This is a genomic window from Mesorhizobium sp. NFR06, assembly GCF_900115245.1.
In the GTDB taxonomy this organism is placed as follows: Bacteria; Pseudomonadota; Alphaproteobacteria; order Rhizobiales; family Rhizobiaceae; genus Mesorhizobium.
Genome location: NZ_FOVT01000013.1, coordinates 38,090 through 59,781, shown reverse-complemented (window position 1 = coordinate 59,781; position 21,692 = coordinate 38,090). Strand labels below are relative to the sequence as shown.

Sequence of the window (21,692 nt, the reverse complement as noted above, 5' to 3'; positions counted from 1 at the left end):
CCAATTTGCCTTGCGGCAACCTACCAACAATCCTGCCCGATGCGAATGGCATGGGGTCGGTCATCGACGGCCGAGCGTCTCGTCGAATGCGCCTTGCGCCCTGTGAGCGGGAAGACACTGACGAGTTCACCGTTCAGTCGAGCACTGCCTCGACACTGGCGACAAAGGCATCGAGCGAGCGATCCCCGCGAATCTCGATGCGCGGAAGGTCGATGGGATCGCAATCGAGGTCAGCTGGCCCGTGTCGTTCGCCGAAGCCAATTCGATAGCCGCACTCCCTGGCCAGCCTGCCAAGCCGTCGGTCGGTGGCGGAGAAAGGCGCCGCGAACGCTGTGGTTGGCCGACCGGTCCAGCGTTCGATGAACATACGCGAGCGCAGCAGCTCGGCGGCCAGGTCAGAGCTCGACAGACCATCGATCGCGCGATGCGTCGCCAGATGGCTTCCGAAGAACGCGCCCTCGGCGGAGAGGCGCCGCACCGTCGCGGCGTCCATAAGCGGCGCCGGCGGACCGCTGACGGCGTCCCACCGTGCGCTTTCACCCACCAGGTCCGTCACCAGGAACACTTCCGCGGTCAGGTCGTTCGTGCGCAAGGTCGGCCAGGCATGGTCGGCAAAGTTCTGGAAGCCGTCATCGAAGGTGATGAGCACCGGGCGGCCGGCGAAAGGCTGACGGTTGGCGATAAACCATTCCAGCTGCTCGGATGTAATGGCGTGAAAGCCATTGGCGCGGAGCCATGCCATCTGGCTGTCGAACGCGGCGGGCGCAAGCCGAAAACGCGTGAGCGCGGCCGGACCGTCATCGGAGACGCCGTGATACATGAGGACAGGGATACGCCGCCGCCGCTCGCTGCGTGCGACGTCGCGGCGCAAGGCCCGCGCCCCGCCCCAGACGATCTTTCGCGCGACCCCGATTTCGATGGGCGCGCGGATCGGGACATGATCAATCGTCGGCCCCGTGGCCACCTCGCCCGGTGACAGGCGACGGAAGCGGTCTATGCGATAGAGCTCGGTCTGGATCGACTGCTCCAGGACGAGGCCTTCGGTCGCGGCCAGCGTCTGCGAGATCACTTGCGCACCGAATGTGTTCCAGTCGAAGCCGGTCCTTTCAACATTGTCGCCTAGCACGAATGCGTGCGCGCTGATGAAACTGCCGCCAGGCGCCAACGCCTCAACGAGTTTTCTGACGACGCGCCGCAACTCGGCGACATCGTCCAGGTAGTAGAGCGCTTCCGAACAGACGATCAGGTCCATTTCGCCCGGCAGCGTGTCCGCAGAGAAATCCAGTACGCCGAACTCAACATTCGGCTGATCGCTGCATCGCGCGCGCGCCCGCCCAATGGCTACGTCGGAGATGTCGGTTGCGGTCAAGTGACCCACACGCGGCGCCAGCTGCCGCGTGAAGTGACCCTCCGCGCAGGCCAACTCGAGTGCCCGTCCGATGCGGCCGGCAGGCAGAATTTCGAGCTGCCGCCCATACTTTTCCTGTTCATAGGGCGAACCGTAGTTCCAGGGATCCGCGGTCGCGAAATGGCGATTCCAGAACGACGTGCGATCATTGTCGCGCCCATCCGCGGCTGCTGCACGGCGCGGCGCGGCCAGAGGCTCCGCAGCTTCGGCGCTCGAGCGAACCAACCGCCGCGCTTGCGCGGCCAATCGCGCGAGTTTGCCGAAATGGCTGTCCCGATCAGGCCGGCGTTCCGCCATGGTCAACGAGGCCCCGGCAGCAACAGGCGATCGTCCCGCAAGCTGCGCGGCACCCTTTCGCAAGACCACGCGCTCATAGCGGGAGAGGCTGCGCATAAGCCGCTCAGCGGGCACGAAATTCAGGGTCAATTCAAGCCAGTGACGCCTTGTCACTTTCCCGAGCGCGCCGAACTGCACGCGAGCCTCGATCTGGCCATCCATCATCAGATAGGCATAGATTTGATCGATTCCTTCCGGAAGCTCGATCGAGGTCGGATTTCGAGCGTCGACACGAATTCCAAGCGTTCGCGCCAGCTTGCGCGGCGCGGCAAGATCGTCGTAGTCGAGAAGCATTTGCTCAATGTGATACTGGACACGGCGACCCGCGACGGGATTGTTCCAGACCTCACCCAGGTCGGTGATCAACTCGGTGAGGGAGCCGCCGAACCTGTCCCACCTGGCAGCCAATTGCGCCGGCGCCGATTGGCTTCCCACCATGACGCCATCGAGGGCTACCTTGGCGATCTCACGCGCCCACTTGCGTGCCGGCGGCAGCGCGCGCAGCGACAGTCCGTCGATCGAGCGCGAGCCGCGACCGCAATCGGACGCGGCGTTCCACAAGGCGAACCATGCGAGTGCTTCGCGAGCGGTGCGGCCGTTAGCCTCGCTCGCTCCATTGGCGTGAGCCGCTGCCGGGTGTTTGACCCTGGGGTCGCGAGAAAAGCCGCGGGCGATGACGATTTCCGCATCCAGCAGCATCTGTGTCGAATTGCGGGAGCGCGCGTTGGGGTTGGCCCGATAGAAGGCGAGCGGCTCGTCGACCATCACCCAATTTTTGCCTAGACGTGCGAGGCGCTGCCACAGATCCCAGTCCTCGCAGGTGCGCAGCGACACGTCGAAACCGCCCAGTTCGACAATTGTCTCGCGGTCGACCAGCAGCGCGTGCGTGCGAATGGCGCACTGGCGCGCGAATGTTTCGAAGGGCTGGATCGCCACCTCCGTCTGGATGCTCGACGGGGTGAGTTCGCCATCGGGCATCACGCGCCGAGAACCGCAATAGGCGGCCACTGCATCGGGAGCGGTTTTCAGCGCGGCCAGCATTTTCGCAAGGAAGCTGGCATCCACCCAATCGTCCGCATCCAGAAACATGAGCCAGTGGCCGCGCGCCGTCGAAATCCCGCTGTTGCGCGCGCCGGCGAGGCTATACGCGCAAGACCTCAACGTCCGAAAGCGGGCATCGCGCTGCACATAGCCGGCGATGATCGCGGGGGTGCCGTCCGTCGAGGCGTCGTCGACGATGATCGCTTCCCAATCCGCGATTTCCTGGTCGAGAAGGCAATCGAGTGCGCGCGCCAGCGTTACTTCCGCATTGTGCGCAGGAACCACGATTGAAACCAAGGGATTATGCGCCACGCCGTCTTATCCGCGCCTGGTTCGAGGGTAGAACAAAATGCGTTGAACTTTCTCGGCGTAGGCCGTCACAATCGACGTCGATCCGTCCGTCGACCCATCGTCCACCACGACCAAATCCAGCAGCCGGTCGGTCTACCGGCGGATCCCGGCAAACGGAACCACACCGCCTGCGGTAGCAGGCTTTGGTTTTCTTCGGCAAGAGACGGCGAATGTCAAAAACGGATGACGGCATCGGATGGCGGCTCTGCCCTGTCAAGATCGGGGCGAACTGGAGCCGGGCAAAAGGCTTCAAGCCAGGCCGAATGGCAAGCGCTCATGCCTCGCAGTATCGGAATGCCCTGCCCCAGCGACAAGATAAACACTGCCAAGTACCCGGCGCAACGGTCTAGCTCGGAAGGACGAAGTCTTGTACCACAACATCGACTTCTTCAAGGTAGGAGCAACGGCGGACATAGATGTCGTCGCTTGCCGATTTTACCGGAAGGTTACAGCACGATGCCACGCGAGATTCGACGATTGAGAGCCGGGAGTCTGGCGTGCGCGGCACGTCTCGGAGAGTTGACTGCGGTGTTCGTCCTGAATGCCAGGCCGCTCGTCTTTGGCATCGCCCTCTTGTTGGCTGGTCCGGCGCTGGCGCAGGCGCCCGTCCCACCTGAAAAGGTCAAGCAATTATTCGAGCTGCTCGACGATTCGTCCGTGAAGGCATGGGTAGCCGAACAACGAAATCAGGCCGCCAGGTCGACGGGAGCGCCTGCCAAGGCAGAAGCTTCGCCGGCCGACGCATCGTCCGACGCCGCGGCCGCACCAGGCCAGATGAATACGATGGCATCCTCGATGCTCGATCGGATCAAGCATCATATCGAAGCAATCGTGCGAACTTTGCCCTCGCTGCCAGGCCAGTTCGCGCGCGTTCGGGAAAAGACCATGGAGGATATGTCCAGCAGGGGGTCTGCAGGCGTGCTTTTGCTGATCGCAATATTCATCGCTGCCGGCGTGGCGCTCACCTGGGCAACGTACAGGCTCACCCGTCCGTTTCGTCTTTGGATCATCGCGCAGCCGAAGGACACGCCAATCGGGCGGGCCAAGAAGATTGGCGGGCGCACGCTTTATTCCAGCTTGCTGATCGTCTCGTTCGCGCTGGGCAGCGCCGGCGCATTCATGTTGTTCGACTGGCCAATGCTTATCCGCGAGATCGTGCTGACATTTCTGATGGCTGCAGTCGTTACGGCGGGTGTGCGCATGTACCTCGCAGCCATGCTCGTCCCCTCCTTCATGCAGGTCGAGAACGCCTTCGAGGTCCGTGCTTTGCCGGTCACCAACGAAACGGCCGACCATTGGTTCTATTGGCTACCCCGGATCGTCGGCGTCTTCGCCTCCTTCGCCGCCGCGTTCATCCTCTTGCCGGGTCTCGGCATCGATCGGGACGGGATGATGGTCCTGTCGGTAGGCGCCGATTTCGTGCTGCTGGTGCTCCTGCTGCTTGCCGTCTGGCGCCGGCCAAGAACACGGCGGGACGATGGGCACGGTCACACGGCAGCGACATGGTTGTTGACTGCCTATTTCGTCGCCCTGTTCCTGGAGCGCATCGCCGGCCTGTACACGTGGTTCTGGTTTACCTTGGCCGCATTCGTCCTGCCTTTTGCAATCGTGCTGACGCAGCGCGGGGTCAATTTCGTCCTGCGGCCGGGTTCGGAAGATGCCGGCCGGCCTACGATCCCGGCGGTGACGATCGCTGTGATCGATCGCGGAATCCGGATGATCTTGATCCTGGCGGCGGCTTACCTTCTTGCGCGTGTCTGGGGTCTGGACATGCAGGCCATGCGAGACAGCGATACGACGACCACGCTCATATTGCGCGGCTTGATCAATGTCATGGTCATTGCGCTTGCCGCCGATTTCGGCTGGTCGATCATCAAGGCCTTGATCGAACGAAAGCTGGGCATCGAAACGCCGCATGCGGTGATCGGCGAGGAGGACGTCCCTACCCTCGATCCGCAGCAGGCGCGGTTGCGCACGCTCTTGCCCATCATCCAGAACATTCTGCTGGCAGTGATCGTCGTGATGGCGGTGCTGATGATGCTCGCCTCAGTCGGTATCCAGATCGGCCCGCTGATCGCCGGCGCCGGCGTCGTCGGCGTCGCCGTGGGTTTTGGCGCACAAACCATCGTCAAGGACGTGATCTCAGGCGTGTTCTATCTGCTCGACGATGCATTTCGTGTCGGCGAATACATTTCATCGGGCAGCTACAGGGGTACGGTGGAGAGCTTTTCGCTGCGCTCGGTGAAGCTGCGCCACCATCGTGGCCCGCTGTTCACAATACCCTTCGGTGAACTCGGAGCCGTCCAGAACCAGAGCCGCGACTGGGTTACCGACAAATTCAACATTACCGTTGGCTATGACACCGACATCGACTTCGCGCGTAAGCTGATCAAGCGGATCGGCCTGGAGCTGGCGGAAGATCCCGAATTCAAAAACTGGGTGATCGAACCGATCAAGATGCAAGGCGTACAGGAGTTCGGTGAGTACGGCATCGTATTGAGGGTCAAGGTCACAACCAGACCGGGAGGTGCCTTCGCTATGAAAGGCAGATTCTTTTTACGCCTCCGCCAGGCCTTCAAGGAGCAGGGCATCGAACTCCCATTCCCGACCGTCCACGTCGAGGGGCTGCAGATCCCACATGGGCAAGAGAATGCGCCTGTGGAGATCACACCAGAGCTAAAAATGGCCGTCGCGCAGTCGCACGCCAATCGGCGCAGGAGAAAGGCCAGCACAACGGAGTAGAAAAGCGGCGACGCCTGCCGGTCGCGGCGTCGCTTCGCGCGCATCGCCCGTGACAGGGATAGTTCCAGCCGGCTGCCATCGGCAGGCAATCGGCAACCTTGCCATCGCATCCTCCTCCTGACGAACAGCTAGAGCGTTTCACCGTTTCACGGAAACGGCGAAACGCTCTATCTCTTTGTTTTGACGCAATTCCTGACGGAAAACCGGGTCACCCTTCTCCTGGAATTGCTCTCAAGCCATCGGTGGCGCGCCGCGCCGCTCGAGCGCGGTCTTGCGGATGATTTCAGCGATCTCCGGGCTGCTGCTGCACAGCATCTGGAAATCCGCTGAATGCAGCGACAGAAGCGAGACCACCGTTGTGGCGCTGACGGTCGCCGAGCGCGGTTCGCCGCTGACCAGCGCCATCTCGCCGAAAAAGGCGCCAGGGCCAAGCTCCACCGGGTTCGGCGTCGCGACGCTGACGCGTCCCTCCACGACGAAGAACATCCGATCGCCGGTCTCGCCCTTGCGGCAGATCACGGCGCCCGCCGGCACGGTGCGAGGTCTTAACGCGCGCACGATCTCGACCAGCGCGGCCGGGCCGAGCTTCTGAAACAACGGCACGCCGGCGATCAATTGCCAATTGCGGACGAAATCCTCGCGACGGACTTCTTGGTAAAAGCCGGTGGCAAGAATGCCGGCCCAGAGCCCGAAGATGCCGATGCCACTCATCATGACCGCCCCGGCAAGGACGCGGCCGGCGAAGCTTTGCGGAATGGCGTCGCCATAGCCGGTGGTGGACAGCGTGACCACCGCCCACCACATTGCAAGCGGGATGCTGCCGAACTTTTCCGGTTGAACGCCGCGCTCGATGACATAGGCCACGAGCGCGACACCGAATAGAACGACGCCGAAGACCGTGGTGACGCCGATCAGGTTGCGTGCTTCGTTGGCGAGGATCCTGCCAAGCAGCGGGAAGAAAGTAGAGTCGCGCAGCGGTTTCAGCAGCCAGACAGCACAGTAGAGGCTCCAGTCCGGCGCGCCGACGAGCAGATATGCGGCGAGTGGAACCAAAACCGCGAGCACATCAATGATGATTGCTGGCGGCCTGTCCCGAACGTCTTCCGCCCGCCGCTTGAGCAGCGTCTGGGCCAGTTGCAGGAGATAGGCGCCCCAAATGACCGCGAGCACGGCAGCCAGGGCCAATCTGGTTCGTCCGGACATGTCCGGCGTGGTGAGCGCAGCCACCGCCAAAAGCCCAGGCGCGGCCAGCAGCGCGTTGAGCGGCACGTAAATTCTTAGGAAAGGCAGTACCGACATTCTATGCCCACGAGCGACTACTACCCTGCAAAATAGGATGCCTTCAAGGCAAGCGTAAAGGTGCTTACTGTCGCTGCGATGTATATCGCCAGCGGTCAGCTCAGGCGTCCGGGAAAGCATCGTGACCGGAAGTGAACAGACAGGAGCACCTCCCTGCGATCGGGGCAAGGAAGATCGCCCCCGGCGTTCATCTTGGTCGACAGCTGCCGCAGGCAAGCTCTGCGGGCTTGGCACCGGCGGAAAAAGCAAACAATCCCGGGCTCTTACGTTACCTCCGAGAGGCTCACCGAGGTCGGCTGCAACACGCCGGGGAACGGCCCGATCCTGGCCGGGCGATGCCCGGACTGGAAGAGGTTGCTGTGGAGGTTGGCGATCCACTGCTTGCCTTCGGTCGTCAGATCCAGATAGCGGATCGCGTCGCCGATATAGGGCTCGACCTGCAGCGTGAAGAAATCGGTGAAGATGGCGCCGAGATCGGCGGCGGTCTTGCAGCCGAGCTTTTCCACCATCCCGATCTCGGAGAACTCGGCAAACAGCGCCGGCAGCTTGCGGTGATAGAAGGGATCGGCGAGCTGGCCGATCAGGTCCGCGGCCCTGACCAGCGCCGGCTCGGTGTTGGTCACCCGGTAGGCCGGATCGTTCGGCACCGGAAAGCGCGTCATCTCGATCGCCTCGACAATGCGCTCCTCGTCGATGAACTTCGAGGAAGCAAAACGTTGGCGCGCATAGATCTTGGCGCGCTCGATATGATAGGGCGCAAGAACCGCGTCGGAGGCGCCGCGCGGAGGCGTATAGCGGTCACCGGCCTCGTTGATGACGAAGCTGTCCTCGGTGTCGCCCTGACATACGCCGTGCACCATGCCGATGTCGTGGACAAGCAGCGCGCAGGTATAATGCAGCCAGTCATCGGGGGTCAGGGATTCCGAAAGCAGCCGACCGCGGATGATCTGCTGGCCAGCGAGCGTAACCATCAGTGTATGCTCGATGTTGTGATAGAGCGCGTTCGAACTGCCGATGCGCTCCAGGACAAGGCGGGCCGCCCCGCCCATGTAGCTGGCATATTCCGGATTGCGATGCGAGAAATACTGGAGATAGAGTTCCGACAGATAATCGCCGAGCCGGTCGGCCATGATGGAGATTGGATTGAGCATGACAATCGTTCCTGACCGCTTTGAAGCATGACAAGTCGCGCCGCGCGGCGGCCACACTATCACGGTTCCGGCGTAGATTTATCTTAGGACCAAGGTCCCTGAGGCAGTGGCGACTACCGAATGTTGCTGCGGTCACGTCGCCAGTCACGAGTCCGCCCCCCGCTGTCGGTACCATTTGCGCCGTCGGCGCGACTGCCGTGGACCGGCTTTGTCCATGCTTCGAGGTGCCCTCTCCGCGTCTATTCCGGCATGTCTATCCTGGGCTCAACCTGACCGCGCGCGGCGATGTATTCCAGCCGGGCAGCGAGATAGCTGCCCATGATGCCTTCGGCGCAGCGGGAGGCTTCGAAGGCCGAGAGACCGCGATTTTGCATCAACCATTTTTTCGCGGCGCCCTGCCCTTGCTCGACCGCCGCCAATAGTTTCTTCAAGTCGGATCTGTCCCAGACGCGCGGAACCTGCTTGCGGATGAGTCCGATGGCCCGCTGCTTGTCTTTCCTGTGCCCGGGGGTGTCGAATTGGCGAGGAAAGTTGACGGCTCGAATGTCGTCAGCTGCCCAGTCGGCGGTGATCGCGAAGCGAATGCTGCCAGCTTCCGTCTCGTCCGGTAGAGCCGCGACGAGCATGTCGCTGAGGGACTGCCAAGCTGGCAGGTCCATAAACGTCGGACCGTCCTCACAAACCGGGTCATGACCGTCCATGCTGGAGCCAAAGAGGCCGCCGAACGCGACCAGCGCTCTCCCTTCGTCGCGTTCGAACATGAACCCGTGGGGGCAGGAGAAAATCGGGTCGGCTTGAGTCTGGTCGAGCGCAATGCGGAGCAGGAAAAACGGTACGTCCGCGGCCTTTCTTTTCGGAAGGTCAAGCATGCTCAGGATGCTCGGGGTTTGTTCCTGAAAAATGGCAATGGCTCGCGCCTTCGCCGCGTCGCCCTCGCTGGGCGAGACGCCAGCTTCCGGGACATGCGTGGCGAGGTAAACGAGCCAGGAATTGGCCAACGCGCTGCCAGGATAGCGCCGAAAGACAGCGGCCGACTTCGCCGGCGTTATCGGAACCATAGTGCTTGCCGCCATCGTCAAGATGTCGTCGTCGCGCAGGTCAGCCTGCAATTGCGCGATGTGCCCCTGCATCGATTTGCGAAAGCAAGAGGGCTTGTCGTCTGCATGCGCGCAACCAAGAGACCAGCTCTTCTTCTCTTCTTGTTCGACCTCTTGCATGAATGGTCGCTTTTCCGGCGCGACGAGTTCACCCATCTGCGCTACCAGGACAGCGATCTGGCGATCCATCTTGCTCAGTTCATCGCTCGCGCAAATCGCCTTTTCGGCCTCGATCGAGGCCTTCGCGCAATCGAAAGACGGACCGGCGGCCGCGAAGGCAGAGCCGGCGAAGAATGACACCCATGCAAGAACCAGAAATACGCAAGACAGCCAGACAGAAGCGAGCAGGAAACTTGGCGTTCCAGCCGCATTGCGGCTGGAACCATTTCCGCCAGCTACAACCATGCTGGCCGATCGACAAAGCGCGGCTGCCGCCCGGCCGGGAATAGTAATTCGAGAGGCAAATCCGCAATCGTCGCAGAGACCATTGTCCACGGAGCGGTCAAGTCGGCGTGCCTCGTCGGCAACGGCATCGGCAATCTTGAACAGCGCGAGCAACAGGCGAGCCGTGCGTTCTCCAAACGTCAAACGACAATTGCTTAAGCAGCATTTCCAGGCTTCGTCTCTGAAACCCATTTTGCCGCTCCCAATCCTGATTGCGCGATACTCCAAGGCGTGGCGCATGCGTCGCGTACGGTCTGTGTCGCAGGTCACGTGTTGCTTCAAAAAAACGTCCGGATGGGTAGACTGCCCGCAACGGCCCGAGTGCGCCAGAGCGCAATATTGATCGGCATTTTAGAGCGCGTCGCGCTGAAACGGATTCAGGCGACGGGTTTCAAGTCTTTGTTTTGATACATGTCGTCGTCCCAGAGCCGCTGCACACTTCTGAGCGACATGCATTGGGGAAGCGTCCATGACGTAGGTTGTCATGCCGCTGAAATCGCGCGGAAAGACGAAGAGCCGCCCGCGCACCAACTGTTTTGTGAAAAATCTATTGCTTGCGGCGAGCTATCGCGAACGACCAGTCGCGCCCCTCACCGCGGATGATGGCCTGGTTGATCCAGACCATGGCGTATGGCTCGAGCAACCGCGCCATGCGCAGTGGGCCGGCATCCAGCGCCTCGAAACCAAGTCCGCGGACCAGCTCCGACGCAATGTTCTTCGCGGCCAAGTCGTCGCCGGCGAGAAACATCACCGGGCGCGGCTTGAGAAGCGACGTGTCGCCCATCACCTCCGCACCAGCCTGATTGAGCGTCTTGACGACACGCGCGCCCGGAATCCAGGCGGCCAGACGCTCCGCGCCCGATGTGTCATAGCCACAGGCAAGCTCGAGCACCCCTTCTCGCATCGTGAGCGGATTCATGCAGTCGATGACGACCTTCCCGTCAATGTCGCCAAGCCCTTGAACGGCAGCTTCTGCCTGCGCCCACGGCAACGCTAGAACGACGACGTCCGCGCCCCGCACCGCCTCAGCTCCCAATTCTTCACGCCCTCCGCTCCGCGCAATGAAAGACGCCATATTCTGCGTCCCAGTTGTGCGCACGCCATAGACAACGTCGTGATCCGCCTTGCTCCAGGCCGACCCGAGCGCACGTCCCACCGCGCCGGCGCCAATTACTGCAATACGCATGGTTTTAAGTCTCCTTTCCGCCCGAGGTTTGCAGGAGCCAGGCACGCCTGCGGTTCATTCCCGCGACGAAGGCCGGAGGCATCCAGTTATGAGGATGCGGCCAGCCCCGATCCCAAAGACAGATCGCCAAATCGAGCGAGGTGTCGGCCACGTCGATGCGCACGATCTTATTCGCCCTGATCGTCAGCAACAACGTTTCGACCGAGCTTCCTTCGCGAAATGTCGGCGCAAGACCCATGAATTCGCGGTCGTGTTTCCAGTGGAGATTGAAGGTGATGAAACCGCGCCCCGCGTCCGACGACGCATCATCGCCGAAAACCTCCAGCCCCGAGCCGGCTCTCAATCGTCTTTGTGCCCGATGAGCGCCGCGCCGATTGGCCTCGGTGGTTCGCTGCGCAGCACGAGCGACGTTGTGACCGCGCCATAGCCGGCAATCCGATCGACGATCGTTTCCAGTTCCTCAGGGCTCGGCACCAGCACTTTGAGGACGAAACAATCCTCTCCGGTGACACGGTGCACCTCGACGATGTTGGCAATTTCGGCAAAGCGCTTCAGACAGGTCTTAATATTCTCGTGCGTCGTGCGAAGGCGAATGATCGCCATCATGCCGAGGCCGAGAGCACGATAGTTGATGCGCGCGCCGTAGCCCTCGATGACGCCGCTTTCCTCCAGACGCCTCACGCGCTCCGACATCGACGGCTGAGAGAGGCCGATCTACCGCCCTAGCTCAGCAAGCGGCGCTCGTGCGTTGCGCTGCAGCGCCTCGATGATCTGCAAATCCTTACGGTCGATTGTGCCGATGCGATTCAACTTCGCGACCTGAGTTGCCTTGAAACAATCGGAAGACCAGCTGGAATTCCGATGAATACCCATACACCAGAGAGTGCTGCCCCGACATAATGCCAAGAGTGACAATGAACTCAAGGGTCAAGAATGCAGGCTTTCATCACGCTGCCGGGCATCGGCGGCTCCGGCGACGCTCACTGGCAGAGCCACTGGGAACGCGCCGACAAGCGCTTCAAGCGGTTCGAGCCGACCAGTTGGGACATGCCCGACCTTTCGAATTGGATCGGCGCCGTCGACAACGCTCTGCTTGGCGACAAAGACAAGTCCTGTGCTTGTCGCCCACAGCCTCAGCTGTCTCCTGGTCGCACACTGGGCTCAGCGGTCGAAGACGTCGGTGGCGGGAGCCTTTCTCGTTGCGCTCCCTGACCCCGACGGACCCGAATTCCCGGCAGAGGCGGCATCGTTTCGCGACGTCCCTATGGCGCCGCTTCCGTTTCCCGCGCTGATCGTCGCCAGCACCAACGACCCCTACGGCACGAGCGCGTATTCACGTTCGACGGCGGAGGCGTGGCGCGCAGGCCTGGTCGAGGTCGGCGCGCTCGGCCACATCAACGGTTCAAGCGGCGTCAGCGATTGGCCCCAAGGTCGGCAACTGCTCGGCGCCTTCTGTGCTGGTCTCGGAGATGGTCGATAACCAACCTGGTGCACAATCGCTGGCCGAAGCGGTCATGGTCCACGCCCCTGCTGCAAGTCCGTCCAGAATTGCGATTCGTCAGCCGAAAGACAGGAAGAGGGCTGCGCCGGTCTTCGCGACGGGTTGAAAGCGAGAGAGAGCCTTTCGCGCCGTCGCGGAGAACCGTCCCGATGGCTAGTGCCGTTCAGAAGATCACCCTGTCGTCGTCGTGCGACATCCTCTTCAACAAGCTTGTTCTCTCTCAGTCGAACATCCGGCGCGTGAAGGCCGGCGTCTCGATCGAGGAGCTGGCCGAGGACATAGCCCGGCGCACGCTCCTGCAAGGCCTCAACGTCCGACCGGTTCTCGACGCCGAAGGCGTGGAGACAGGCATGTTCGAGGTCCCAGCCGGCGGCCGGCGCTACCGGGCGCTCCAGCTTCTCGTCAAACAGAAGCGTCTCGCCAAGACCGCAACACCCGCCCCGGGCAATGTCGGCTCAAAGCCCAGTTGCAAGAAGGCCCGCGCCGCGTCACGGCGTGATTGTCCACAGCGTCTCGTGGTTGGTGATGGGCTCGAACGAGATCCCGGCCGCCTCCAAGATGGGCCGCTGTGCCAGCATTTGCGGCAGCGTGTCCATCCGGTGCGCGTCTTCAAGGGATGCCCAGACGCTGACATTTGTTAGCGCACCGTGAACGCGGTCGATCCCCACGTAATAGTGCAGCAACCCCGGCAGAGCTGTCAGCGCGGAACGCAGAGCGCGCTCGCTCTCCAACAGCAGGCGTTCGGCATCGCTGGCATTCGCGATATCGAACCTTCCTTTCGAAATACGGACGACGGGCATGTCAGAACTCCCAAGCTCCTGGTCTTACGGGGAGCGCATCCAATAGCGTGGACGCCTGTCGACTGCTGTTTGCTGAGGCAATCTATGCATACGTACGCCGCGCTATCCGATTCAACTCCACGTTACCTCCTCACTCCCGCTCGATTGTTCAGAGGCCATGGTAACTCGCTGATTTAGCATCGCAATCTTTTCGTCGTACGATGATGAACGTCAGTCGGGCGATACGGACAGTCCCGCGAGAAGCGGCGCGTACGCGGCGAGCCTGCGGGATACGAACTCGATGAAGAGCCGCACACGCTTCGTCTTGCGTGTCTCGCCCTGTGTGAGAAGCCAAACCGTTCCGTACATGTGCAGGTCGGTGCCCGGCACCCTCACCAGTAGGGGGTCGGCATCTCCGACGAAGCACGGCAGTGTCGTCATCCCGAGTCCTTGCCGTACGGCAACGATCTGCGCCTCGCCGTCCGTGATCCTGAACGGAACCCCCGTGGTGCGAACCTCACCCTCGCTGGCCCATTCCGGAATTCCATGGATGCTTATGACGATCCACCGGACGGGATCAGGCGCGCCCGCGCGCCACGCTGCCAGTCGATCGCGAGCCATGTAGACGCCGCCGAACAGCTCCGGTCCCTTCAAGCCGTGAAGATTGAGCGGCAGGGTTTTGCGGTCGTAGACGACGCGGATCGCCACGTCGGCCTCCCGGTTGGTCAGATTTGCCAGCTCGCCGGACGACAAGATTTCCATCTCGATGTCCGGATGCAGACGCGCGAAATCGGCGAAGTCCGGCATGAGCAGGTGTGTCGCGAGGGGCGGTGCCAGCGTCACCCGCAGAAGCCCGCGCACGCCCTGGTCGCGCCCGAAGACGCGCGTCTCCAGCTGGTGCGACGACGCTTCCATCTGGTTCGCGAGCTCGAGGACCTCCTCGCCCGCAGCCGTCAGGCGGTAGCCCGAAGGCAGCTTTTCGAACATCTGCGCCCCGAGGCGTTCCTCGAGTTGAGCGATGCGTCGCAGCACGGTCGAGTGATTCACCCCGAGGCGCACGGCGGCGGCCCGCACCGAGCCTCCGCGCGCGACGGCAAGAAAGTAGCGAACGTCATCCCAGTCGATCATTGTGCAATCCGGCACCGCGCGGTGCGCCTTCCAAAGCCCGTACCTAACACATCGAACAGCAATACGGGCTTTGATCATGGCCTAGGCCCGATTGCGAACGGCGGACACCGATCGTCGCGGCCGGCGCCAGTCATCCAGCCGGATCGATTTCGCACCACCGATGTGCGCGCTTCCGCACTCAACAACTGACGCCGGCGGTCCCATTTCGAGGTTCTCGGAGGCAGATGCTGTCCCGACACCACGAAGGAGAAGTTATGGGAAAGCTCGAGGGTAAGGTTGCAGTCATCACGGGCGGATCGAGCGGCATGGCGCTGGCGAGCGCCAAGCGGTTCGTTGAAGAAGGCGCCTATGTTTTCATCACGGGCCGGAGACAGGAGGCACTAGACGAGGCCGTCAAGCTGATCGGCCGGAACGTGACCGGCGTGCGCGGCGACGCGGCCAATCTCGACGACCTCGACCGCCTGTTCGACACGGTCAAGCGGGAAAAGGGCAAGATCGACGTCCTGTACGCGAGCGCCGGCACAGGCGAAGCCGTCCCGCTGGGCGAGATTACCGAGCAGCATTTCGATGCGACCTTCAACCTGAATACGCGCGGCACGCTGTTCACGGTGCAAAAAGCGTTGCCGCTGTTCAACGATGGCGGATCGATCTTCATGACCGGATCAGTTGCTTCGGTGAAAGGTTTTCCTGGCTACACCGTGTATGCGGCTAGCAAGGCGGCGCTGCACGCATTTGCACGCGGGTGGCTCAACGAACTCAAGGGCAGGAATATCCGGGTGAACGTGCTGCACCCGGGGCCGATCGCCACACCGATGCAGGACCAAGTTCTCACCGAGGAGGGAAAGCGGATGTTCGAATCCCTAATCCCGCGGGGAACGATGGGGCGTCCTGAGGAAATTGCAGCGGCGGCGCTGTTTCTTGCTTCAGACGATTCGAGCTTCGTGAATGGGCTGGAGTTGTCTGTCGACGGCGGCTTCTCGGCCGTCTGACATCGCGCCACGCCTTCCGCGCTGAACGGTCAAGCCCGGCCGCGCGGAGGTCGTTCACAACAGGACGTCCACGGGCACGTCGCCGCACAGCGCAAGCGATAACCCGCGCCGTTAAAGGCCGTTAATTAATATCAACACGGATTGGAGAAGCATCATGAGCTATGCGATCATAGGATTCGGGAAGATAGGCCAGGCCCTCGCCCACGCCTTCGCCCGTAAAAACATCGACGTGACCGTCGCGAGCCGCCGTCCGCCCGAGGCGTTGGCGCCTCAGGCTCGGGCGATCGGACCGACGGTCGTCGCCAAGTCGCTGCGGGATGCAGTCGAGGCCGACACGATCATTTTGGCGGTCCCATTCGGGGAGCATCGCGAGGTTGCGAAAGCCCTGCCGAGCTGGGAAGGCAAGACGGTCATCGACGCGATGAACCTGTTTCCAGTTCCTGAAGAGCTGGACGGTCTCCCGTCCTCCGCCTTCGTTGCAAAGTCGTTCACCGGCGCCAAGCTCGTCAAAGGATTCAATCACCTGGTTGCGGCCACCCTGGCTGCCGATCCGGTCGTCGAGGGTGGCCACCGGGTGGTCTTTCTGTCGAGCGACGACGAGGACGCGACCGCTCCCGTGGCGACCTTGGCCAAACAACTCGGGTTCGCACCCGTCAAGCTGGGTAAGCTCAGCGAGGGTGGCGCGCTGGTGCACGCACGCGGCCGCACTTGGGGCCAGCTCATCTTCCAGGATTTGTTCAAGAAGGAGCAGTAATCGATCGACGACCGTGTGACTTGGCCAGAGCAGTGCGATCCCGAAACGTCGGCCATCCATGCGATCAATGACATCGACATGAAGGCGCCCCCTCAAGCGGTGTGACGCCCGACGGGGCGGCGGATCTACGGGTCGCTTAGCATCTATCGACTGCTATCGATGGCCTAGGATTCGCCCGAGTGTCCTCTGCTATCCGATACTGCTCCGTGGCACTCCCCCGTCACTCCCACTCTATCATTTTGATCTGTGGTAACGGATTGATTTGTAAGCGTAACAGTTTCTGTGGACGGCCAAAATCCGGCTGCCGACCCTTCAGAATTTTCCGCCGTTGCTTTCGAAGTGAAATTAGCGCACTTCGGGCGCGCCGAGGTTTCTATCGACGACGCCAGCTCACCTCCTCGCGTCCGCGCTTGCAGCTCGCGATCAGCTCGACAGCAAAAAGCACCGTCAGCGGTATTTCCCGACAGGTTGCTTATGCCCAGGGAGGCTGCCTGCTCCTATCTACGAGACCTTGTCGTCGATTTCGATGTGCAGTGGCAGTCGTCTCGCGAGCGCTCTGCCCGCCACTGGCTCCCCTTTTTCAGAACCCGCCGTTGGATCGACGCGCGGGATGTTGGACGCGACCCAAGGAGCCGGGTTCTTCGGGTCTCCAACCAGCTGCAGCGGGTCCCAAACGCCCTTTACTTCGCCAGTGCACGCGCTCAGATGAACAGGACGACTTGTTGGAGCTCGATCGAGGTTCGACACTCGTCTGCTTGCGGATCGGCTTGCTGTTGCCGGCGTGAGCAGAGAGCGGACTCTTGGAGATGAAGCGCAACCAGAGTAGCCATATGCCAAGCGATATGAGCGGCGTTGGTCGCGAGTTGGTGCCGACGCGGCTGCAGATCCGACTACTTGGTGCAGTCGAGATCACCCTGGACGGCCGGCGTCTTCGCGCCTTCAACTCTCTTCGATTGCAACGGTTTCTGGCGTTGATCGCGTTACGGAGAGACCCGCAGCACCGCTCACGACTCGCGTTCGAGCTTTGGCCCGACTCCGACGAACGTCAAGCGCGCACCAACCTCAGAAAGTTGCTCCACGACTTCCGTCACTCCCTTCCCGACATCGGTGAGTTCGTCGAGATCGATAACGAGACTGTACGGTGGCTTCCGACCGGGCCGAGCGAGGTCGACGTGCTGAGGGTCCGCGACGCCATGGCGGCAGGTGATCTCGACCTCGCCGCGCGCCTCTATTCGGGCGATCTCCTTCCAGCTTGTTACGACGACTGGGTCCTGGACGAGCGAGCCAAACTTCGCGCTGAGGCGTATGACGCCGTTGTGCGGCTGACTGAAGAGGCTGCGGGGCGCGGCGACCATAAAGCCACGATCAGGTATGCCCAACGCATCATCGAACTGGAGCCGACCGACGAAACGGCCGTTCGACTTCAGATGGAGGCACATCTCGCGCTTGAGGATAGAGCCGCGGCGCTGCGCGCCTATCACCGGTGCGCGGAGGTGCTTCAGCGCGAGCTCGCGGTGGCACCGGGCAAGGCGATCAGAGCCATGTACCAGCGGCTCCGGGCTGGCGCACTCAACCGCGACGAGATGCAGGGCGAGGATTTGGCGCCCATCGCCGAATCGCCTTTCGTGGGCCGCGACCTCGAGCTGAACCAGCTCAACAAGGCATGGAAGGCCGCGCAGAAGGGTGCAGCACATCTCTTCTTGGTGACCGGGGAACCGGGGATCGGGAAGTCCCGCCTCGCACTGGAACTCGGCCGTCGTGTTCGAGCGGACGGGCACGTGGTGGCATCGGCTCGTGCGTACGAGGCCGCGGGTAGACTGCCGTGGGGTCCGGTGATCGACCTGCTCCGATCGGATGCCATCCGTAACCACATCGACACGCTCGACACGGTCTGGAGGGTCGAGCTCGCTCGTCTCCTGCCCGAACTCCGCGACGTTTCCCAGCCTACTGGACCGAAACAGTCGGGCGACGTGACTCAGCGCCATCGGTTATTCGATGCCGTGAGCCGAGCCATCGTGGCAGGCGACCGTCCGCGTTTGCTGATCATCGACGATCTCCAGTGGTGTGACGCCGAGACCATTGAGTTGATCGGTTTCGTTGTCCGTTCCGGACAAACGGCACCGGTCCTCATCGTCGGTACTGTCCGCTGGGAGGAGATCCCACCGCATCATCCCCTCGTTGGACTGGTCGACGCCTTGGGCCGCGATCAGGCCGTGACCACAGTGTCACTCGACCGGCTCGACGAAGCCACCGCTGCGACGCTAGCTGCTCGGCTGCGCGCTGAAGACGCGATTGATCCGGCATTGGCGGCACGACTCTGGAGCGAGACCGAAGGCAACCCGCTCTTTGTCATCGAAGCAATCCGAGCCGGTGTCTCCTCTGACGGAAGTCAGGCAGTGCTCACACCCACGATGCGGGCGGTGTTGCATGCTCGACTGGGCCAACTCACTGACGGCGCTCGAAGACTCGCCGAGGTGGCGGCTGTCATTGGTCGGCCCTTCTCGGTCGATTTGCTGGTCGCCACCACCGGGACCGATGAACGTGAGCTCGTTGATTATATCGACGAACTTTGGCGTCGTCGGATCATCCGTGATCAGGGGCTCACGTACGACTTCAGTCACGACAAGCTTCGGGCGGTTGCGCTGGAGATGGTCAGTCCGGCTCGTCGACGTCAACTCCACCGCGCCGTTGCCGAGGCGATCGCGGTCGAGCGCCATAAGGACCGCGACGCGGCCAGCCCGCAGCTGGCCGCACACTACGATCAGGCCGGAATGGTCGGACCGGCCATCGATGCCTACCGCCTCGCGGGGGCCAGAGCAGTGGCAGTGTCGGCCCTCGACGAAGCGGTCAGTATGTTTCGGCGAGCGCTCGCACTGCTCGTCGAACTGCCACCGTCACCCGACCGCGATGCACTCGACTCGACATCCGGATCGCGCTCGGATCACCCCTTGTTGCTCTCGAGGGATATGGCTCCAACAGTGCGCACCAACTCTACGAGCGGGCCCTTTCGCTTTGCTGCAAGCTTCACAGACCCGTGGACCCGCCGATTCTCCGCGGCCTCGGCCTCGCCCGGCTGCAGGGCTGCCGCTTCGACGATTGCAGTGAACTCGGCCAGGCCCTCCTTGACGATGAGAGTCATGATGCGATCGCCAGGACAGAAGGCCTATACCTCCTCGGCGTGAGCGCGTTCTGGCGGGGCGATCTGGCCATGGCCCGCCACTATCTCAATGGCGCTATCGAAGCCTATGACGTGTCCCGTCGCGATGAGCATCTGGCCTTGTACGCCCAAGACCCGAAGGCGGTTTGCCTCGTACGGCTGGCCTGGGTCGAATTATGGGCCGGAGATCCCGGTCGGGCCGACGAGACGGCCCGATCCGCTCTTGAGTTGGCCGGCGGTCTCGATCATCTGATGACGATGTGGTACGTCATCACTTACGCGGCGATCATCGCGGCCGAATCCGAAGATTTCACACGCCTCGCCGAGCTCCTCGCCGACGCCGACCGTCATCGGAAGCGTCTTCCGGAGCGCTACCTCATGGTCGTCCTGGAGGCCCTTCGGGGTTGGCTGGACGTCTGCGAGGGATCGACCGGGAGCATCGAGAAAATCGTGCGGTCGGTGGCGCGCTCGCGGAAGGAAGGGGAGACCCTCCACCTGACTTACACACTCCTTCTCCTCGCCCGGGCTCGCGGCATGATCGGCGAGTTCCGCGAGGGACGAGCTGCCACACGCGAGGGGCTCTCATGGTCACACAGGTGCAACCAGCGCTATCTCGAGGCCGAGCTGTGGCGAGTCAACGGTGAGCTGGCTTATCGCAGCGGGGAAACGGAAGCCGCCGCTTCTCTGCGCAGTGCCGTCGAGACCGCCACCGCTCAAGGTGCACGGTGGCTGGAACTTCGGACGCTCCACTCCTTCGCCAGTCGATTTCCCGATCAGACACTGCGTGAGCAACTTGGGGACCTCATCGAGACTATCCCGTCGGGCCATGATCTCCCCGCGTTCCGGGCAGCAATCGGCCTTCTGAGCGGGTCTGGCTGAGAAGGAACGCTTTCGGAACGCCCAAAGGCGCTTCCTCGTGCGAGATCGAGCAGCGGAGCGCCCAATGAGCAACAAAATCGAGGCGTTGACCAAAACGGTGCGGGGTCGCGTCATCACCCGCTCCGATTCTAACTACGACGAGGCTCGCGCTGTCTACAATGCCATGCACGACCGCAAGCCCCGCGCCGTCATCCAGTGCATGGATTCGGCCGACGTGATGGCGGCGGTCGCTGCTGGCCGCGACGCCGACCTCGACGTGGCAATTCGTGGTGGGGGCCACAGCGTTCCCGGATTCGGCACGATCGAAGACGGTCTGGTCATCGACCTGTCGAACATGAAAAACGTTCGGGTCGACCCGATCAAGAAGATCGCGCGAGTTGAGGGCGGCGCGACATGGGGCGATGTGGACCATGCGACCTACCCGTTCGGCTTGGCGGCGCCCGGCGGGATCATCTCGACGACTGGGGTTGGTGGCCTGACGCTGGGCGGCGGCATCGGCTACTTGACGCGCGGGGTCGGGCTCTCCATCGACAACCTGCTGTCGGCCGATGTCGTTCTCGCCGATGGCCGGCAGGTCACCGCGAGCGATTACCAGAAAGAAGACTTATTCTGGGCGTTGCGCGGCGGGGGCGGCAACTTCGGTGTGGTCACCAGCTTCGAGTTTCAACTGCACGAGGTCGGCGACATCGTCGGCGGCCCGATATTCTACGAGGTAGACGATGCAGCGGCAGTCCTGCAGTGCTACCGCGAATTTATTGTGCAAGCACCGGAACAGCTCGGATGCTTTTTCGGCTGGCAGATAGCTCCTGACCTGCCGTTTATCCCCAAGAACCGAGTCGGGGATCTGTTCTGTGTGCTGGTCACTTGCTGGAACGGTCCCCACAAGGAAGCCGAGAGAGTACTCCAGCCACTTCGCGATGTTGCCGAAGTGAAAGCGGAGCAGGTCGGCGTTATGCCGTTCCCGGCCCTGCAGAGCGCCTTCGACGGTCTCGTCCCAAAGGGCATGCAGCATTACTGGAAGGCAGACTTCATCACCGAGCTCACCGACGAGGCGATCGCTGCTCACGTCGAGCATGGCAAGAAGACACCGCACATCAGCTCGAGCATGCATCTGCATCCGATCAACGGTGCGGCTCAACGGGTGGGCGCCGACGAGACCGCCTTCGGACATCGAGACAAGAACTTCGCCGCGGTCGTCGTCGGAATATGGTCGGACCCTGCCGACGACAAGGCCAACATCGAGTGGGTGAAGGACTACTACGCAGCTATTCATCCCCACTCGGGCAGCGATGGGGGCTACGTCAACTTCATGTCCAGCGACGACGATCACCGTGCGCCCGCAAACTATGGCGCCAACTACGAGCGGCTCGCATCCGTGAAGGCGGCCTATGACCCGGACAACTTCTTCCATATCAACCAGAACATCGCGCCGGCGAACGGGAGGTGAGAG

The 21,692-nt window shown here is 62.2% G+C and carries 15 protein-coding genes and 3 pseudogenes; 8 read left to right on the top strand and 10 right to left on the bottom strand.

The window, feature by feature from the left end; translation table 11 throughout:
* Positions 1–133 precede the first annotated feature (133 nt).
* Together F3H96_RS21550 and F3H96_RS31540 are read right to left on the bottom strand one after the other, a co-directional pair.
* A complete protein-coding gene (locus tag F3H96_RS21550; protein WP_149803730.1) occupies positions 134–3,097 on the bottom strand; it encodes a trifunctional glycosyltransferase/class I SAM-dependent methyltransferase/polysaccharide deacetylase in 2,964 nt (987 codons plus the stop codon).
* A gap of 6 nt (positions 3,098–3,103) precedes the next feature.
* Positions 3,104–3,211 carry a glycosyltransferase gene (locus tag F3H96_RS31540; protein WP_348530077.1) on the bottom strand — a complete coding sequence of 36 codons (108 nt, stop codon included), beginning with the start codon at positions 3,209–3,211 and terminating at the stop codon, positions 3,104–3,106.
* Positions 3,212–3,664: 453 nt separating this feature from the next.
* On the opposite strand from F3H96_RS31540, the gene F3H96_RS21540 reads away from it, so the two are divergent.
* Positions 3,665–5,878 carry a mechanosensitive ion channel family protein gene (locus tag F3H96_RS21540; RefSeq protein WP_149803729.1) on the top strand — a complete coding sequence of 738 codons (2,214 nt, stop codon included), beginning with the start codon at positions 3,665–3,667 and terminating at the stop codon, positions 5,876–5,878.
* Between the two features lie 231 nt (positions 5,879–6,109).
* Here F3H96_RS21540 and F3H96_RS21535 read toward each other — a convergent pair whose 3' ends face one another.
* From F3H96_RS21535 to F3H96_RS21510, 6 genes and pseudogenes are all read right to left on the bottom strand, one after another.
* Positions 6,110–7,177 carry a cyclic nucleotide-gated potassium channel gene (locus F3H96_RS21535; RefSeq protein WP_149803728.1) on the bottom strand — a complete coding sequence of 356 codons (1,068 nt, stop codon included), beginning with the start codon at positions 7,175–7,177 and terminating at the stop codon, positions 6,110–6,112.
* 263 nt (positions 7,178–7,440) lie between these two features.
* Complete coding sequence (locus F3H96_RS21530) at positions 7,441–8,328, bottom strand: metal-dependent phosphohydrolase (RefSeq protein WP_149803727.1); 888 nt, start codon at positions 8,326–8,328, stop codon at positions 7,441–7,443.
* A 239-nt stretch (positions 8,329–8,567) separates the two neighbouring features.
* Complete coding sequence (locus F3H96_RS21525) at positions 8,568–10,061, bottom strand: hypothetical protein (protein ID WP_149803726.1); 1,494 nt, start codon at positions 10,059–10,061, stop codon at positions 8,568–8,570.
* Between the two features lie 355 nt (positions 10,062–10,416).
* Entirely contained in the window at positions 10,417–11,055 is a 639-nt protein-coding gene (locus F3H96_RS21520; RefSeq protein WP_149803725.1) for an NAD(P)-binding domain-containing protein, read from the bottom strand.
* A 4-nt stretch (positions 11,056–11,059) separates the two neighbouring features.
* A complete protein-coding gene (locus F3H96_RS21515) occupies positions 11,060–11,398 on the bottom strand; it encodes a hypothetical protein (protein WP_149803724.1) in 339 nt (112 codons plus the stop codon).
* Positions 11,395–11,865: pseudogene (locus F3H96_RS21510) on the bottom strand (Lrp/AsnC family transcriptional regulator). Before F3H96_RS21510 ends, F3H96_RS21515 begins: the two are co-directional and overlap by 4 nt.
* Positions 11,866–11,988: 123 nt before the next feature.
* Here F3H96_RS21510 and F3H96_RS21505 point away from each other — a divergent pair.
* A pseudogene (locus F3H96_RS21505) lies at positions 11,989–12,535 on the top strand (alpha/beta fold hydrolase).
* Between the two features lie 170 nt (positions 12,536–12,705).
* Positions 12,706–12,987: pseudogene (locus tag F3H96_RS21500) on the top strand (ParB/Srx family N-terminal domain-containing protein); the annotation flags it as partial.
* A gap of 57 nt (positions 12,988–13,044) precedes the next feature.
* On the opposite strand, the gene F3H96_RS21495 reads toward F3H96_RS21500, so the two are convergent.
* Positions 13,045–13,356, bottom strand: a complete 312-nt coding sequence (locus F3H96_RS21495) for a hypothetical protein (protein ID WP_149803723.1) — start codon at positions 13,354–13,356, stop codon at positions 13,045–13,047.
* 210 nt (positions 13,357–13,566) lie between these two features.
* Positions 13,567–14,463: a LysR family transcriptional regulator gene (locus F3H96_RS21490; RefSeq protein ID WP_149803722.1), complete on the bottom strand. Its 897-nt coding sequence runs from the start codon at positions 14,461–14,463 to the stop codon at positions 13,567–13,569.
* A 254-nt stretch (positions 14,464–14,717) separates the two neighbouring features.
* Between F3H96_RS21490 and F3H96_RS21485 the strand changes: the two genes are divergently transcribed.
* The 5 genes from F3H96_RS21485 to F3H96_RS21470 all read left to right on the top strand — a co-directional run bounded on the left by F3H96_RS21485 (position 14,718) and on the right by F3H96_RS21470 (position 21,689).
* Complete coding sequence (locus tag F3H96_RS21485; RefSeq protein ID WP_149803721.1) at positions 14,718–15,452, top strand: SDR family oxidoreductase; 735 nt, start codon at positions 14,718–14,720, stop codon at positions 15,450–15,452.
* Between the two features lie 154 nt (positions 15,453–15,606).
* Positions 15,607–16,206, top strand: coding sequence for an NADPH-dependent F420 reductase (locus tag F3H96_RS21480; RefSeq protein ID WP_149803720.1), 600 nt, complete (start codon positions 15,607–15,609; stop codon positions 16,204–16,206).
* A gap of 806 nt (positions 16,207–17,012) precedes the next feature.
* On the top strand, positions 17,013–19,388 hold the full coding sequence (locus tag F3H96_RS21475; RefSeq protein ID WP_210248163.1) for an AAA family ATPase: 2,376 nt from the start codon (positions 17,013–17,015) through the stop codon (positions 19,386–19,388).
* A gap of 26 nt (positions 19,389–19,414) precedes the next feature.
* Positions 19,415–20,242 (top strand): hypothetical protein, encoded by an 828-nt coding sequence (locus tag F3H96_RS30900; RefSeq protein ID WP_210248162.1) that lies wholly within the window; start codon positions 19,415–19,417, stop codon positions 20,240–20,242.
* Positions 20,243–20,306: 64 nt separating this feature from the next.
* Positions 20,307–21,689, top strand: a complete 1,383-nt coding sequence (locus tag F3H96_RS21470) for an FAD-binding oxidoreductase (RefSeq protein ID WP_149803719.1) — start codon at positions 20,307–20,309, stop codon at positions 21,687–21,689.
* Positions 21,690–21,692 lie beyond the last annotated feature (3 nt).

Coding starts and splice junctions, on each gene's coding strand:
- F3H96_RS21485 (WP_149803721.1), top strand. CDS start 14,718: ATGGGAAAGCTCGAGGGTAAGGTTGCAGTCATCACGGGCGGATCGAGC.
- F3H96_RS21470 (WP_149803719.1), top strand. CDS start 20,307: ATGAGCAACAAAATCGAGGCGTTGACCAAAACGGTGCGGGGTCGCGTC.
- F3H96_RS21525 (WP_149803726.1), bottom strand. CDS start 10,061: ATGGGTTTCAGAGACGAAGCCTGGAAATGCTGCTTAAGCAATTGTCGT.
- F3H96_RS21480 (WP_149803720.1), top strand. CDS start 15,607: ATGAGCTATGCGATCATAGGATTCGGGAAGATAGGCCAGGCCCTCGCC.
- F3H96_RS21495 (WP_149803723.1), bottom strand. CDS start 13,356: ATGCCCGTCGTCCGTATTTCGAAAGGAAGGTTCGATATCGCGAATGCC.
- F3H96_RS21535 (WP_149803728.1), bottom strand. CDS start 7,177: ATGTCGGTACTGCCTTTCCTAAGAATTTACGTGCCGCTCAACGCGCTG.
- F3H96_RS21520 (WP_149803725.1), bottom strand. CDS start 11,055: ATGCGTATTGCAGTAATTGGCGCCGGCGCGGTGGGACGTGCGCTCGGG.
- F3H96_RS21530 (WP_149803727.1), bottom strand. CDS start 8,328: ATGCTCAATCCAATCTCCATCATGGCCGACCGGCTCGGCGATTATCTG.
- F3H96_RS30900 (WP_210248162.1), top strand. CDS start 19,415: ATGGCCCGCCACTATCTCAATGGCGCTATCGAAGCCTATGACGTGTCC.
- F3H96_RS21475 (WP_210248163.1), top strand. CDS start 17,013: ATGAAGCGCAACCAGAGTAGCCATATGCCAAGCGATATGAGCGGCGTT.
- F3H96_RS21490 (WP_149803722.1), bottom strand. CDS start 14,463: ATGATCGACTGGGATGACGTTCGCTACTTTCTTGCCGTCGCGCGCGGA.